The sequence below is a fragment of the Methanoplanus sp. FWC-SCC4 genome (assembly GCF_032878975.1).
Lineage (GTDB): Archaea > Halobacteriota > Methanomicrobia > Methanomicrobiales > Methanomicrobiaceae > Methanochimaera > Methanochimaera problematica.
In genome coordinates, this window is the sequence record NZ_CP043875.1 from 1,939,831 (window position 1) to 1,956,710 (window position 16,880).

12 protein-coding genes are annotated in these 16,880 nt (G+C 43.2%); 4 read left to right on the forward strand and 8 right to left on the reverse strand.

Annotated elements, in window-relative coordinates:
* Window positions 1–246: 246 nt before the first annotated feature.
* A complete protein-coding gene (locus F1737_RS09860) occupies window positions 247–5,601 on the forward strand; it encodes a hypothetical protein (protein ID WP_317136414.1) in 5,355 nt (1,784 codons plus the stop codon).
* A gap of 16 nt (window positions 5,602–5,617) precedes the next feature.
* On the forward strand, window positions 5,618–7,060 hold the full coding sequence (locus F1737_RS09865) for a hypothetical protein (protein ID WP_317136415.1): 1,443 nt from the start codon (window positions 5,618–5,620) through the stop codon (window positions 7,058–7,060).
* 66 nt (window positions 7,061–7,126) lie between these two features.
* Here F1737_RS09865 and F1737_RS09870 read toward each other — a convergent pair whose 3' ends face one another.
* The 6 genes from F1737_RS09870 to F1737_RS09895 form a co-directional block, all read right to left on the reverse strand.
* Window positions 7,127–7,579, reverse strand: coding sequence for a hypothetical protein (locus F1737_RS09870; protein WP_317136416.1), 453 nt, complete (start codon window positions 7,577–7,579; stop codon window positions 7,127–7,129).
* Window positions 7,576–7,728: a hypothetical protein gene (locus tag F1737_RS09875; RefSeq protein ID WP_317136417.1), complete on the reverse strand. Its 153-nt coding sequence runs from the start codon at window positions 7,726–7,728 to the stop codon at window positions 7,576–7,578. Before F1737_RS09875 ends, F1737_RS09870 begins: the two co-directional genes overlap by 4 nt.
* 97 nt (window positions 7,729–7,825) lie before the next feature.
* A complete protein-coding gene (locus F1737_RS09880; protein ID WP_317136418.1) occupies window positions 7,826–8,755 on the reverse strand; it encodes a cation diffusion facilitator family transporter in 930 nt (309 codons plus the stop codon).
* A gap of 11 nt (window positions 8,756–8,766) precedes the next feature.
* On the reverse strand, window positions 8,767–9,345 hold the full coding sequence (locus F1737_RS09885; RefSeq protein ID WP_317136419.1) for a flagellin: 579 nt from the start codon (window positions 9,343–9,345) through the stop codon (window positions 8,767–8,769).
* A gap of 218 nt (window positions 9,346–9,563) precedes the next feature.
* Window positions 9,564–11,492 (reverse strand): type II secretion system F family protein, encoded by a 1,929-nt coding sequence (locus F1737_RS09890; RefSeq protein ID WP_317136420.1) that lies wholly within the window; start codon window positions 11,490–11,492, stop codon window positions 9,564–9,566.
* A complete protein-coding gene (locus F1737_RS09895; protein ID WP_317136421.1) occupies window positions 11,489–13,327 on the reverse strand; it encodes a type II/IV secretion system ATPase subunit in 1,839 nt (612 codons plus the stop codon). The genes F1737_RS09890 and F1737_RS09895 overlap by 4 nt, the downstream gene beginning before the upstream one ends.
* 203 nt (window positions 13,328–13,530) lie before the next feature.
* Here F1737_RS09895 and F1737_RS09900 point away from each other — a divergent pair, with 203 nt between their 5' ends.
* A complete protein-coding gene (locus F1737_RS09900; protein WP_317136422.1) occupies window positions 13,531–14,361 on the forward strand; it encodes an RAD55 family ATPase in 831 nt (276 codons plus the stop codon).
* Window positions 14,358–15,056 carry a KaiC domain-containing protein gene (locus F1737_RS09905; protein WP_317136423.1) on the forward strand — a complete coding sequence of 233 codons (699 nt, stop codon included), beginning with the start codon at window positions 14,358–14,360 and terminating at the stop codon, window positions 15,054–15,056. The genes F1737_RS09900 and F1737_RS09905 overlap by 4 nt, the downstream gene beginning before the upstream one ends.
* Before the next feature lie 142 nt (window positions 15,057–15,198).
* Here F1737_RS09905 and F1737_RS09910 read toward each other — a convergent pair whose 3' ends face one another.
* Together F1737_RS09910 and F1737_RS09915 are read right to left on the reverse strand one after the other, a co-directional pair.
* Window positions 15,199–15,453: a pro-sigmaK processing inhibitor BofA family protein gene (locus F1737_RS09910; protein ID WP_317136424.1), complete on the reverse strand. Its 255-nt coding sequence runs from the start codon at window positions 15,451–15,453 to the stop codon at window positions 15,199–15,201.
* 125 nt (window positions 15,454–15,578) lie between these two features.
* Entirely contained in the window at window positions 15,579–16,874 is a 1,296-nt protein-coding gene (locus tag F1737_RS09915; protein WP_317136425.1) for a TldD/PmbA family protein, read from the reverse strand.
* Between the last annotated feature and the right edge of the window lie 6 nt (window positions 16,875–16,880).

Sequence of the window (16,880 nt, forward strand, 5' to 3'; positions counted from 1 at the left end):
GGGAAAATAATCTGGCAAAATGATGAGTTAACTACAATAAGTTAATTAAATCAACCAGGTTGTAAATTAAGTATCCTCTTGATTTTTAAAAATCAAAGCTTGTATTTTTCAACTTTTAGCCTGTAAAAGCTCACCAATAGGCATTTTTGCCTTACAAATTCTAATATACAACACAAATATAAAATTTACACACCGTAAGGCATTCTGCTTTACATGAAACCACACAATGTTAATGGAGTTTATTTAATGCACAGTAATAAGATGAAAATTATGGCATTAACAGCATTCAGCATTCTGCTGATGCTTTTGTTTGTCATACCGGCCGGTGCGGCAGGCACTTCTGAAGTCACAATTCAGAAAATTGCCGACGACGGCACTACCGTTCTCAACCAGACGACGGTAACAGCAATGTGGATGGAACAAAACCTGCCTGTACAAGGTGATGGTGTTACGCATTATTATCACCAGGGCCCGGTATTTGAAGGAGCATGGAATGCATCAAATGGAGACTATAATCCATGGAATCCTGAAGAAGATGTAAACTGCTATCCCGCAAAAGACCAGGGGGCTGTAAAAGGAACCGATATTAAGGATCTCTGTGATCTTATTGGAGGAGCAGAAGCAGGTGATGAAATCCAGCTTGTCTCTTCAGATGGTCTTGACCGAACATTTGGTTATTTTAATGTATACACCCCTCCGGACCGCCAGGGAAAAATGGTTCTGACATGGTATAAAGACGGCCAGTATTCAAATGGCTCATATACTGATGGAATGAAAAATGTCTTTTTCGCAGACAATTCCATAAATCCATGGCAGGAACACATCTTCGGTGCCTGGGATATGCATGAATCCTTCGCTGATCAGTACTGGTATAACTACACAGATCAGGGCAAAGAATACCCTTCAACAACAGGACTCGGTGTAAAGTACATAAATAAAATCAAAATACTGACAGACGAGCCCGCACCTGCAAAAGATACACTCTTCGACGCAGAACTCACCCTGGAAGATGCCACGTGCACAGTAAATGCAACATCCGAAGTATCATATGAAGTTGATCAGTTGACACCGCTTGGTGCATTAAAGATGGCATCCCTTGAAGGTGAAGGGTTTAACATAAACGTAACTGACAAGAAATTTTCAGAGTTATGCATTCTGATGCTTGATGACATAGATCAGTTTATCCGGAAAAACCCGGGATACTGGGAATGTTATGTAAACGGTGCAAAACTTGACGGTTACAGCAATAATGATACAGAAGGTCTGAATGTAAAAGCACTTTCAGATGGTGACACAGTCAACTTCTATTACGCTGAAGGTTCCTATGACATCGAAGCTGTAAATGCAGGAAATGCTCTTGCAGAGGTACTAATTACCGTAAATACCACAGCTCCACCTGCTCCGGTTGTTGATACTGTATTCTCGGGAGAAGTTGTACTTACTAATGAAAACACAACAGTAAGCACAATAGAGGGTGTCGATTACCAGGTAAACAAACTTACACCACTCGGAGCACTAAAAACAGCATCTCTTACAGGTGAAGGATTTGCCATAAATGTAACAAACAAAAAATTTGATACTCTTGGAATTCTGATGCTAAATGACATTGAAGAACATTTCTTTGTTAAATCAACAGTAGGATGGGAGTGCTATGTTAACGGCCAATACATGGACGGATACAACAACCCGGATACACAGGGACTTAACATAAAAACACTTCAGGCAGGAGATACCGTAAACTTCTATTATGTGGAGATTATGGGGGACAACGAAGCAGAAACTGCACTAAATGCAACAGCAAAGGTCCTTATAACCGTTGCCTCACCTGCACCAGTTGTAGACACCGTATTTTCAGGAGAAATTACACTCACGGATGAAAACATAACATTAAGCACAATAGAGGGTGTCGATTATCAGGTAAACAAACTTACACCACTCGGAGCACTAAAAGCAGCATCTCTTACAGGTGAAGGATTTGCCATAAATGTCACAAACAAAAAATTCGATACTCTTGGAATTCTGATGCTAAATGACATTGAAGAACACTTCTTTGTTAAATCAACAGCAGGATGGGAATGCTATGTTAACGGCCAATACATGGACGGATACAACAACCCGGATACACAGGGACTTAACATAAAAACACTTTCAGGCGGAGATACCGTAAACTTCTACTATGTAGAAATTATGGGGGACAACGAAGCAGGAACAGCACAAAATGCAACAGCAAAGGTTCTTATAACCGTTGACTCAGTAAATCCTGATGCTGATTATATATACAACGGAGAAGTTCTCCTCTCAGACGGGAATACCACAGTTACTGCACCAGGCGGTGCTACTTATGAGGTAAAACAGCTCACACCACTCGGGGCACTGCAGGTTGCTTCAGAACAGGGTGACGGATTCGCATTCAATGTATCCGACAAGAAGATGCTTCCTGGATCAGACAAACCAGGACTGATGCTTCTGGATGACATTGAAAGCTACATGTACGTGGATGGCAAAAGCTGGTGCTGTTTTGTTAACGGGGTGCTGCTTGATGACTGGAACAATTACCTGACAGACGGATTCAACCTAAAAACAGTTGCAAACGGGGATAAAGTAGTCTTTTGCTACGGAACAAAAGGCCTTACAACTCTTGAAAATGCAGAAGCAGTCGTTAAAATGACAGTAAGCACAAGTGTTGAACCACCGGTTTCATGGAAGATATCACTCACCGGAAAAAACTCTGCTGAAGTTACAAAAACTCAGTATGAAGCTGATGTTTTGGAACGCGGTGTTGAATACACAGATGCAGACGGTACATGGAAAGGTCTTCCACTCTATTGTGTTGTTGGAAAGATAGACGATGATGACCCGGAAACATTTAATGAAGCTCTTGCCGCAGAGGGTTATTCCATAAAGCTGACATGCACTGACGGCTCTTATTCAATCAACTTTGAAAGCTCCGATATCGCAAACAGCAACGACTACATTCTGGCAAACACACTTGACGGTGAGATACTCCCTGAGACAATCGGAGAAGACAAACCATGCTTCCCCCTGAGAATGATAGGAAATCAGGTCGCTGCAGGTCAGCTGATAGGCAGCGTTTCCACAATTGAGCTTATCGGACTTCCGGAGGAACCAAAAGGATGGAACCTTAAAATCAACGGTGTCTTAAACGACACAATCACACAGGCAGAATTTGAAGAGGGAGGCTGCCACAGGATAAACTGGACAGATCCAAACGGAGACGTGTGGTCTGGTGTTCCTCTCTGGGTTATGGCCTCTGTATCAGACAATATAGAATCAACAGGACACTGGACATTTGACGATGATGCAGCAGCAAATGGTTACACAGCAAGGCTTGTCGCATCCGACGGATTTTCAAGAGATTTTGCGTCAGCAGACATTGCAAGAAACAGCAGTTTCATCCTTGCAGACAAACTAAACGGCCAGGCCCTTGAAGTAAATGAAGACAAACCTGTTTATCCGCTTAAACTTGTAGGCGATTCCCTATGGGACAATGATCAGAACAAATTCTCAGGAAGTGCAATCGGCGGAGTCGTTGAAATCGATCTCGTTGAACTAATCCCCGGAGAACCGGCAGAAGGTTCATGGAACCTTGCACTTGAAGGAAAGATTGACACTGTAATTACAAAAGATTACTTCGCTCTTGCAAGGCAGTGCAGCCACCACGACACCACATATACTGACGCAAACGGATGTGTATGGGAAGGAATTCCTCTCTACGATCTCTGCGGATGGGTTGATGACAGGGTATCACACGGTTCATCAGGATTCAACATGGGTCTTGCAACCACAGGTTACACAGTCGTAATGGTTGCGGCAGACGGATATTCAAAAGAAATTCCAAGCAGTCTGATTGTAGCAGGCATCAGTGATATATCTAAAGAGATAATTGTGGCAGACAGACTCAACGGCAGTGCACTTGAGTATTCTTCAGGTCTCAGGGTTGTCGGGCCCGGACTCCCTGCAAACAGTTACAGTATCGGAAACCTTTCAAAGATTAAACTTACCGAATTCCAGATTCCCGTCGATGCACCTACACTTACAATTGTAAAATACGGGGCAGACGGAATAACAGAAGTTGAAAATGTTACAGTAACATACGCAGACCTCGAGTCACAGTTCGACGTCTATGGGGACGGAGAAACACTCTATAAATTCGAAGGTCTATGCTTTGCCGAAGGCGATCCCTGGGACATGGGAGAAACATACCCTGGAGGCTTCAAGATTACAGAGCCTATGAAAGGAACAGCTGTTTCAGACATCTGCAGTCTTGTAGGCGGAATGCCTGAAGAAACTGAGATTAAATTCATAGCAGAATGCGACGGCTGGACAACAAAGCTCTCATACGATGTAATATACAATGACCGTGAGGCAAACCCGAGACTCGGAACACCGGTCCTTGCATGGTACGGCTATGCGGGAACCGGCAAAGGTGCTATGCCGGCATATGGTGACGGATTCAGGTTATTCTATGAAACCGACGACCACATCTTCGGACAAAGAGATATGTTTGAGACCATCCCGTCTGAATACTGGCACTACAATTCAGGACTTCCGTCATGTGCAGGGCTTTCTCCAAAGTATGTTTCAAGAATAGAACTTCAGACAGTGCCTGACGCCAAGTGGAATCTTTCACTCCACGGGGCAATCGACGCAACAATAAGCAAAGGCTTCTTTGAGGGTGCAATGGGATGCACAATGGCACAGGGCGAGGAAAGCCATAAGGCAACATATACCGATGCATCCGGCAACGAATGGGCGGGAATGCCATTATGGCTGTTATGCGGTTTCGTGGATGATGCAAACCCACACACAGGCAGGTCGTACGACACAGAACTTGCTCAGGCCGGATATGACATAATAATCACCGGTGAAGACGGCAAAGAAGTAACAATTGATAGCAGAGACACCATAAGAAGTCAGAACTACATAATTGCAAACACCAAAAATGATGTTCTCTTAAGACCGGGAGACGGATTATGGCCACTTAAACTTGTCGGAGAAAACGTAACCGGTGAGATGTCAGTGGACAACATTACAAGCATAACACTTGGAATCGAGGCTCCCGAGACCGGTACAATAACACTCAGATACGGATGGAACTTCATATCAACACCAAAGCGTCTTTCAGACGGCAAAAACACCGCATCAATATTCTCTGATGTAGACACAGACGGTCACCCTGTCTACCAGTATGATGCTGCAACTGCCACCTGGAAAACACTTACATCATCAAGTCCGATAAATCCGCTTGAAGCAGTATGGATTTACTCAAAACAGACAGATGACGTTGTAATCACCTACACCAACAGTCCTCTCGCAACACCTCCTTCAAAGAAGCTTTCAAAAGGATGGAATGCTATAGGATTTGGAAACACACAGAATGCACCTGCAAATATTGCATTTATGACAGTTGCTGACAACTGGGTATATGCACTCAAATACAATTCAGTAAACAAAAACTATGACAATGTCATTGTAAACGGAGGTACCGGAATTTATGCGGACAGCCGTGAACTGCAGCCGACAGATGCTTTCTGGCTATATTCCAAAGAGGAATGTTACCTGTCTGCGTTGACAGTATGAAAAAGGAGAGTATTCAATGAAAATAAAAATACTAACCACCATTTTTCTTTTAATCTTGTCAGTGATACTTGCATCGGCAGCACCACCCATCCCTTGTGATTACTATGGCAGTGTAACAATCGACGGGAAAACTGCACCTGCAGGAACCGTAATTGTTGCAAAGGTTGACTTAAACAAAAGAGGAGAATTCACAGTCACTACACCGGGAGTCTTTGGAGATTCAGGCACATTTGATGACAGACTCTTTGTAAGCGCAACCGAAGAAGAGATGGCAGCAGGTAACCCCGAAGTCACCTTCTGGTACGGCACTTACAAAGCAAAACAGACTTCCGCATATACTCAGGGAGGGCACATCAGCCTGAACCTTGAATTTACTACCTCACAACCTCCGGATGCAGGAGTGGATACCCCTGTTGGAAAAAAGGATTCATCATTCGGACTGGATGATATGGAAACCGAAGTCCAGGAAGGTGGAAAACAGAAGGTAAACATCAACACCTTTGATGCATCATCAGAGGTCACTGTTGACTCTGAAGAAGACGAAATTATTATCTCTGACAGCAGTTCCGGATGGGATACGCTAAGGATTAGAACACAAGGAGAGCCCACAGTTGAAGGAGGTAATGTTTCAGGTACGGTTGAAAGTGTAAGTGCAAAAAGCAAACCTGTAAAATCAGAAGAATTAGGAGCAGATGTCGGCCAGATAAAGGCACAGTTCTCAGTTGAAATGGGAGAGATTCCTGCTGGTTCTGCATCCATTGAAACCACAATCAGCAAAGAGCCTCCCGCAAATCAAAAATCCGCATTCATTCTCGCATCAGAAAATGAAGGCAATAAAATCAGTGAAATTGCATATACAATGACTGTAAACAAAGCCAACATTGAAAATGAGGAAAATGGAGGACTTATCAAGAGTGCAACAATTTACATGTCGGTATCACATGCATGGGCTGTAAAACAGGGTGTTTCAAATATATTCATATACCGCCGCCCGGACAACGGAGGAGTGAACGACATCCAGAAACTTGCAACAACCTATGTGGGAACTGATCCTGACAACCCTGCAAATGATCTCTTCAGGGCAGAGTCTCCAAACGGTCTTTCAACGTTCATCCTGAGTTCAATAAAGAGTGACACACCCGCACCACAGCCCGTTAATCCGGGCGGCTCAGGCGGCGGAGGATCAGGAGGTTCTGGCGGTTCTGCAGGAGATTCCTACTTTAAGTTCAACCCTGATGAAAAAGCACCTGTAACAAAACCTGATACTCCAGACACCGATATTCCTGAACCAAAAGCTACTGAAAACAGCGATTCCACAAACCAGGATAACTCTGAGAGCACAACAGGAATTACCTTATCCTTAACACAACTCGCATCTCTGATAGCAGTTATCATTGTTGCAAATGCACTTGTAATATATTATATCAAAACCAGAAAAGATGAGGAAAACAAAAATTAATCCTTAATCAATTTTTTTTACATATTTCATCAGGCAGGCCGGATAAAGACTGACTGACACACTTTCTCATACATAACTGGTATAAATATCATCACCGCTCTCAATTCCCTCTGCAATCACACCGCCATCACATGCATAAAGCGAGATCTTTGAAAGCTCATCCGAGGCACATATGACGTTTTGTTCAGGGTGAGTACCCCTTACAATATCACACCTGGGAACAATATCCGGACCTGCCGATACTACCATTTTAAGCCTCTTTGTTCCGGGATGTTTTTTTGGCAAAACCAAGAGAGGCTGATGATAGGTTCTGACAAGCTCCAGAATCATCCGTGCCTGATCGATCTCACCGCCCTCAGGGGCTGAGACAACTATCAAATCACCCTTCTCAACAGTCTGGCAGACCTCGCGGTCACTGGTCTCGATACACAGAACAAAGAGCTCATCTGCCTTCCCGACAAGCAAAAAAGAGGAACTGCCTTTGATTAAAAGCAAATCCGAACCCAGAGGTATTTTCATATCTCTGTCACATTCTCTGACTGACACGTCGGGCAAACCGGGTGCTTCCCGACAGCCTCAAAAGTTGCCCCGCAGTCATTGCATTTGTACTTTTTTCCTTTAAGACGCTGCTCAAGATCAACGTCCATTGGTCCGCCAACAGAACACATTAAATGATCACCTGATTCTCAATTGTGATGTCTGAAATATTAATCATTTTGGTTTATGGATATTATTTAATCCGGAACAAAAATGCCTTTAAAAAAGTTATTTACCGCCTTCACAAAGCCCCTTATCACCCTGAAAAGGCTCAATGTGAATGGATATGTAAATTCTTAAAAATTCCGACTTCAAACGCATTTCTATCTCATCGGCAAGTCTGTGTGCATCCCTTACAGACATCTCAGGCGGAACAGTCATATGGAAATCAACATACCTGTCAGGCCCCGAACGGCGTGTCTTTAATGCATGGAAGGATTCATTTTCTCCGCAGTAACTAAGAATTATCTGCCTGATTTTCTCCTCATCGGATTCCGGAAGACTTCTGTCGACAAGATCCGAAAACGAGCGTTTGGTCAGGTCCCAGGCGGTATGAATGATGACAAATGCAATAACTATCGCAATTACAGAATCTATTGCAAAAATACCGGTTACTTTCATCACAAGAAGGCCGAGAAAAACCCCTGCCGATGTATATACATCCGTTCTGAGATGCCAGCCGTCACTTTCAATGGCAATAGACCCGGTCTCCCGGCCAACCTCAAAAAGCTTTGCCGAAACAAACCAGTTGACAACTGCCGAAAGCAGCATTACAAGAATACCAAGCGTCAAAAGCTCTTCAGAATGAATGGAGGGCCCGATTATCAGCCTGTCCGTTGCCTCAAGAATAATTATAACGGCGGCAACGAAGATCAAAAGCGCTTCAGCAAGTCCTGATACATCCTCATACTTGCCGTGCCCGAATGCATGGCATTCGTCAGGGGGGCACGCCGACTTTTTAACCGACAAATATGCTATCGCGGATGCAACAAGGTCTATTCCGGAATGGATTGCCTCTGAGAGAATACCAATTGAGCCTGAAAGAAGACCCGCAATTAACTTAACAATAACCAGAGATGCATTCGATATAACCGAAAGGCGTGCAACTCTTCTTTTCTTTTCGTTATCCAGATCAAGAGATATATTTTTTGAATCCATGATTCATCAGATCAGTACAGTACATTTACGTTGTCTATCTGATAAGGGGCTTTTCTTGAGATGATCAAAATATTGGAACCGGGCGACTTCATCTCAAGTGAAAAACTCTCTCCTTCCAATAACTCCTCACCTTCTGTCAGGTTTATAAGAATAGTGAACACCTCACGGGGTTCAAGAAAAGTATCTCCCGCAGCAGTGTCAGGCTTTATATCGACAACCCCCCAGTGCCCCGCGTCTATGGTTGTGTCAATAAGCGGATCATTTTGTTCGTAGTTTTTTACGATATCTTTCGTGCTCCAGGTAATTACCATATTTTCGAAAGGTATCAGCTTGCCCCCTGCTGAAATCCCAAGAGAATACCTTACAGATCCAATCCCGCCGTCTCTTTTGAGTCCGTAAACATTGCCGAGAAGCTCAGGGGTCGAACCCGCTGCAGAGACTGCCGAATGCAGCGTCTCCTCTGTCTTTTGTGTTGTAAAAAAACCGGCTCCGAGCACTGCAAAAGAAAAAACCGAGGCTACGACGACAAAAGCTATAAGCACTATTGCCGCTTCAAGACCTGTAAACGCTTCGGAATCTCTTTCCAACACTCAAAACACCCATATTTTGATAATATCCATATTTTAGGAAAATAACTATTAAAGGTATAGATATTGCACCATATATAGTCGTTATTATATTGATATATTATCGGATCTGCCAATTTTTCATCAGACATACATTTTAATGAAATAAATATCACTAACGAAGGCCAGTCAGTTAAAAATTATTTCAAAACATTATTTTTTATGAATTTTTGTCTATCTGATTAAATGAAGATATTGAATATTATAAGTCCTATTATCAGCATGATTGCTGCATGCTTGACACCGGCCTTTATTGATCCCTCACCCATCTGTCCTGCAATAAGACCTGAGAAAAATGCCTGGATTATGCATGTATGGTAAAGAAGTCTCCGAAATGTGTCAATCGGCATTGCCGAGGCTTGTGTGAACGAGGCCCCTCCAAGACCTCCCGTTCCGCCTGTGTTGAGGGTTTCAAGAACGGAAAGAAAATTCGCATCCAGAACAGCAACCACGAATACAAACACGAAGAATGCGAGGTAAATAATCATCGTGTATATGAACATCTCCCCTGTTCTTTCACGCTTCAGGGTTTCGTTCATTCTTGCATCACTCGATGCAATGTTTAAAACCTCCCCGATATCGCCGCTCATCTCGCTTGCCTTTGTAATCAGGGTGACTGTTCTTGCAATGGTTGCCGTGTGGATTCTCTTTTCAAACCTTACAAGTGCATCCTGTATGCTTGCACCCCAGTCCATATCCCTCTTAATCCTGCGGATCTCATAGGAGATAATCCCGAGATTTGCACGAACCAGGACACCGATGGCACCTGCAAGTGTCATACCAACACGGTTGATCCCGGCAAGACGGTCAAGAAAATCCGGCATTCCGGATTCAATGCCCCTTACTTTCTTCCTCCAGAGTTCATTGAGTACCCCGTACGGCACCAGAATAATCAATATTGCAATAATCAGGTGATCGTCTATTATGCTGTATGTAAGCTCGGGATCGGGATACTGAGGGGTCAGGAGATAGATGCTTAAAGCATATATCAGCGCCAGAGGGACTGATACCAGAAAGGATCTGTTTGGATCTGTTGTAAACCATTCAAGAGGATTTTTCAGAAAGTCGATTATATTCCGGGTCCTGTCATACTTTTGAAGCTGCCTGAAGTAATCCTCCTCCCCTTCCCTTTTTACAACACTGACGCCTGAGAATTCCTTTAACTCAATTATGCGATAGTATCTCTCAACCTTTTCATCCTTTAGTGATATCAGGTCAACAAAAAGAATGAAGATTAAGGCACCAATAGGAAGAAGTGCATAAGTGATTGCAGTCAGCTGAATCACAGCTGATTTTCCGACAAGCCCCATTACAACCATTATGATGATTAAAAACAGGGGGCCTGCAACAAAGAGGGTGACATATCCTTCTGCAACGAGCTGAAGAAAGGAGAGAAACTGTTTCTGCTCAAATCTCGCCTCGTCATGATACAGCCTCACCCTTGATTCAAGGTATGAGGATATGTTGCCCCCGCTGTTTATAACAGAGAGAAGATCCTCTAAAAAGTCTTTAAACTTGGTTGAAGGGGTTGTTATGCTCAGATTTCTGACAGCAGAAATAAGGTCATAACCAAAATAATCGGCATCCCTGACAACCTGCCGGAATTCAAGTGCAACCTCACCGTAGATATCGGCATTTTCTGATATCGACCGGAATATATCAAGAAGCTGGGCATTTCCCCTCCTCATTGCATACATATATGAAACGACATTGTGCAGAGTCAGGTTAATTTTGGTTGCACGGGCATTTTTCTGGATCTTTGGAAATTTCATCGCTATTGTGTAGGACAAAAAAAGACCGGTCAGGAAAAATAACAAAAAACCTGCAATTCCAAGTCCTGTCTTCGTCAGTCCCGGGGAATCAGAGAGTGGGATCTGAACATTATAGACATTGTAAATCTGGAGGGAGACTTCAGGTATGAAAAGCAGTGAAGATGCTAAATATCCGAACAGACCCATCAAAAGCCCCATTACAAGCGAGACTAAGACTGAATAGCAAAGATAGCGGTGTGTTGTTATCCCCATCCTTGCAGAGGTCAGATCAGCCCTGATACTTAGATATTTGTCAGGATTTTTTTCGAGTCTCCAGTTTACGTACCTGTCAGTTATCATGAAAATACCTTCACCAGATCATCAATATTTTCCATCACCCTCTCAGGATTTATTGAATATGCCTGGAAAACCCTTGTTACTTCAACATATCTCCTGATACCCTGCTTTTGCATTGCCAGAAGAATCTCTTTTCGCCTCTGAATTTCCTCAGACATCTCAGCAGAGCTCCACCCCCTGACTTCCATAATGCCTGAATATACCTTTGATCTTCCGCTGTATGAGTGAACGTCGGTAATTGGATAATATTCAAAGACATTGTTGACCCTCAGGTTACCGGTAGCTGGATCAATGCCGGCAATCTCGACTATCTCAAGCGAACGCCTGACCCTCTCCTGGCCGCGATATACAAGAGCCTGCACACTTACTATGTCAAGCGCCTGGACCATGTTTCTCGGCACATTCAGGGGTGCGTTTTCAAGACGGTGAATGGCTGCATCCACATCATTCCCGTGAAGCGTGGAAAATGTCGTATGGCCTGTGTTCATTGCCTGAAAGAGAGTCTGTGCCTCTGAACCGCGAACCTCTCCGACAAGGATATACTCAGGCCTCTGCCTCATTGCCGCTTTTAAGAGATCAAACATGTCAATTTTTGCACTTGCGGTTTCAGTGACAGACTCCCTTGTAACACTTGCAATCCAGTTGTCATGGTAGAGGGTAATCTCCCTTGTATCCTCAATGCTCACAACCTTTGCAAGAGGAGGTATGAAAAGTGATACTGCATTCAGGGAAGATGTTTTTCCGCTTGCCGTTCCGCCAACGAAAAGAAGACTTTTGTTGTTCTCAATCGCAAGCCAGAAGAAAGCAAGCTCATCAGCACTGAATGTTCCGTACTCCATTAATTCAACCGGAGTGAACGGATCTTCCCTGAACTTTCTTATCGTAAATGATGTTCCCCTGCTTGTAACCTCCTTTCCAAGAGTAAGCTGAAGACGCGAACCGTCAGGGAGAGTTGCATCAAGCATCGGCTGTGAGATTGAAATATGCTTTCCTGACCTCTGTGCAAGTGTAATCGCAAGAGAATTCAAAACCTCCTCTTCAAAAGATATATTGGTTTTGATATTCCGGTATTTCCGGTGATACAGAAATATGGGTATTCCCGAACCGTCACAGGATATATCCTCAAGATTCGGATCCTTTATGAGCGGATCAAGTCGTGACCACCCAAGGAAATTTCGATTGAGATAATAACGTAGTTTAAAGAGAGAACTTTTTTTGAGAGTTATTTTGTATTCCCTAAGCAGTTCTGACATCCTTTCAATCAGAACCAGTGATTTTTCCTGACGGATCTCTTCATCTGTGAGGATTAAGACATCCCTCATGTCCTCAAAAAGACGCTCCAGAAGCTCATATTCAAATCTGGTCAGAACAGGCTCAAAGAGCATATACTCATTTAAATGCGTATCATCATTATTTACGATTAAAACCTTTGATCTGCCCTCACTGACCCAGTACTCCTCAACAAGTGTGTATCCTTTTGGAATTTTTGGTTCAACAAGAGGCCCGTCCTTTTTAGGATCATACAATTCGGGAGTCTTGGTCTTTGGGAAAAAAAAGCCGAAGAGAGATCTTTTTTTGGCGACAGGAGCGGCCTTAATTGTAGACTCTGACGATTCTTCCGGCCCTGGTGAAGATAATATATCCGGATCAGGCGACTTTTCCTCATCTGAATCTAAGAGAACCGGTTCTTCGCCAGTATTATCTGCGGGAGTTTCCTCATCAGGAGAAGATGACTCTAAAAATCCGTTCACAGGATTTTTTAAGAGCTCTTCTTGTTTAATATCTTCCTCTATATCCTGTTTTATTTCTTCAGATTCCTTTCTCCTGAAAAATGACATCCTTAACTGCCCCTTATATTCGTATAATTTCCCTTCCAAAGACTGATAAGAATTGTTTTTGTTCTCAACAAATATAAACAGACAGGTGAGGCTTTTTTCTCCTTTATGATCTTTTTTCGTCTTTTCCTAAGATTTAGAATTTAAAAGACAGATTTTTGTCGCAAAATTTACAAATAATGAGCCTAAATTATCAGATTGAGATCATGCATGATAATCTGAATGAAAGAATGCCCACAGGTCTGGCCTCTCTTGATCCTGTTCTGGACGGGGGAATACCTCCGGGTTCAGTTGTACTCCTTGCAGGTCAGCCCGGTGCAGGCAACAGGGAATTTGTATATTCATCGGTTATTTTTCTCTCAAAGCTCATGGGTAAAAACGAACCCTCCGGGAATATGAAACTCCCTAAAACAATTGCATATACCACCTTCACACGCTTATCATCGTCTATTAAAGACGAGATGATGATGTCTTTTAAAAGCGATCTCGTATCAGACACACTTGACAATGTGAATTTCATCGATCTCTCTGAGGTCTATTTTGAGCAGAGTGTTGTTCCAAACAGCTGGTACAGCGAATCCTCAATAGTTGAGAGGTTCAGGAAGAAGAGCGAAACCGAGGGTATCGTTGCAAAACTGGCAGTGGAACTTGAGGGTATACAAAAAAACAGCCTCATAGTCATTGATTCCATAACCGATATTGCCACTCAGAGCACTCCTGATAATGACTGGAGGGAACTGATTGGATTTTTAAGAGGGCTTCAGAGAGTCGCAAAAAGCTGGGGGTCCACAATATATATTCTGCTCTCGGACGGAATACTAAACAGCCAGCGTCTGATTGAAATTGCAGACTGTTCTGATGCGATGATTACTTTCAGATGGGAAGAGAGTTCAGGCAGGAAACGACAGAGGATCATGTACTTTGAAAAGTTCAGCGGTGTAATGCCTTATCTTGAAGAGAATGATCTGGTTAAATTCGCAGCCAGAATCACACCGGAATCAGGATTTGAAGTCAGCAACATCAGAGTGATCATATGATTAAGGAACGAATCCTTATAGGAATCCCCGGTCTTGACGACATGATGATGGGAGGTCTCATCAAAAACAGCATGTGCTCCATCATCGGAACGTATGGTACCGGGAAGACAACATTCGCACTTCAGTTCGTTTTTGACGGACTAACAAAAGGCGAGACTGTTATTTACATCAGTCTTGAAGAGAGCGAAGAGAGCATATATGAAAAAATTGAAGACAGGGGATGGGACGTTGAGCCATATAAAAACAAAACCCTTTATGTCATAAAACTCGACCCGACAGACTTTACCCTCTCAATAAACAGCATCAAAAACGATCTCCCGGAGCTTATCAGAACAGTCGGGGCAACGAGGCTTGTAATCGATCCGATATCCCTCTTTGAAGGGCTTTTTGACGACACATCAGCCAGAAGAAAAGAGATGTTCCGTTTTGCCGAGATGATGAGAGGCATGGAAGTCACATCCCTTCTCACAAGCGAAACCGAGCAGAACAATATTTATGCAAGCAAATACGGCCTTGTCGAGTACCTCGCTGATACTGTAATCATCCTCCGCTATATACGCCCCTCCGATCTCTCAGAGGTCCATACGGCGGTTGAGGTTGTAAAGATGAGGCGCTCAAACCATTCAAGAGAGATTAAACCCTATGAAATCCAGGAAGACAGGGTTAATGTTTACTCAGAAGCAAGCGTCTTTTAAATCTTCATGAAAATATCTTTTTTAAAAGGAACACACGATTTAAAGCAAATAAATTTCTGAAATTTATTTCAGCAGTGGTTTTTGAAAAGAGATTTTGTTATTTTTTTGGATTTTTAAAAAATCAGATATTTTTACAGATTTTTTAGATATTTATTCCTGCAAAGTTCAGAATTATTAAAAGAATCGCTCCGGGAAGACCGCCGAGTGCACATACCAAAACAGCACCCCATGTCACGCGAAAAGACTCCATTCCGAGAAGGTTCATCTGTGAAACGACAATGAGGGTAATCAGGCCCACAACAGAGTTGATGATAAGCGTCGTCACATTCTTTAAAAAATACCAGAGGACGAAAACAATACCAAGTGCAATTATTATTGTTATCAGAGTATCCAACATTGTAACTAATTAATAACAGTCATTTTTACATTAATCTTTCTTTCAAAAATAAAAGCTTCTGAAAAATTCAGGGTAAAAAGAGTATCAGATTTTATTGCGGTTTTTTTAAAATAATTGGTATAAATTTATTTTCCTACAACTGAAAGGCTGCCAAACCTCATTGCAGGAACAATGATGCTTCCAAGCTTTCTTGACTCAGGAGACATGCCCTGGATGTCTTTTAGCATCTCAAAAATATTGCCGGAAAGCATTGCGGATCTTATCGGCCGGCCCCTTTCACCGTCCTGCATCCACGATGCATTTGAGAGTTCGACTGAAAAGTCACCGGTGATTCCGTTTGCAGTGTGTGCACCAACAACTGTGTGTGCGTAAACCGCCTTTTCGTCATAGATATTCTCACGTTTTCCGTCAACGTAGATATTGTGAGTTCCGATTACCGGCGCTCCGCCCGAACCTGCACGAACAGCACTGCCTGTCGACTGCTCGCCATAGCGGTATGCGGTCTTAAGATCGTAGGAGAATTCGTTTACGACACCCTCCTTCACAAAATCAATTTTTCTTGTAGGCACACCCTCGGAATCCCTCAGAGCAGCGCCCATGCCGTTGAACGGGTCATCATAGATGCTGAGCGATTCATCCATGCAGCACTCCCCGAGCTTGTCTGCCAGAAAAGATCTTTTTGCCTTTACACTTTTGCCTGAAAATGAAGGGAAGACTACACTTCCCAGAAGCTGACATACAGCAACAGGGGACAGGATGACATCATACTTTCCGGTATCTATCTCATCACCATCTTTGGAATGGACTGCAAGATATGCGGCTTCACGTCCGACATTTACAGGATCAATCTCGTCCTGGAAACATGAATTGTCAAACTCATAACCTGTGGAAGTTCCGCAGATAGTCTCAAGTGAAACACCGGCACGGGTCTTTTCATTTGAATAGAAAACACCGTTTGAGTTTGCAAGTATTATGCCCCCTGATGAGACTGAGGCAGAACCGCCGACGATGTCGGCCTCATACTCAGAGGCACCCGTCTTTAATTTATTGATCATTTCAGTTGTAACCGAAATATCAACCTTTAAACTTGTGTCAAAGGTATGCAAATCCCTCTTCTCGATTTCAGAGGGAAGTGGCAGACCTCCCCATTCCTGCGGAGTTGCAAGCTTTGCACCTGATACAGCTGAGTCAAGGCACATCTTCCATTTCAGCGGATCATTTGTTGATGAACATCCGATCTTTCCGTCTTTTATTACACGGATACCGATACCGCACGAGTCAGAACCGGATGCCTCGCCAATCTGGCTGCCTTTAAGTTCAACACCGACACCTGAGGCTTTTGCAAAAAAGACCTCAACATCGTCGGCAATCTTTTGTCCTTCTCTTAAGATATTGTCAATGACAGAAATTTTCTCAACCATTTAATA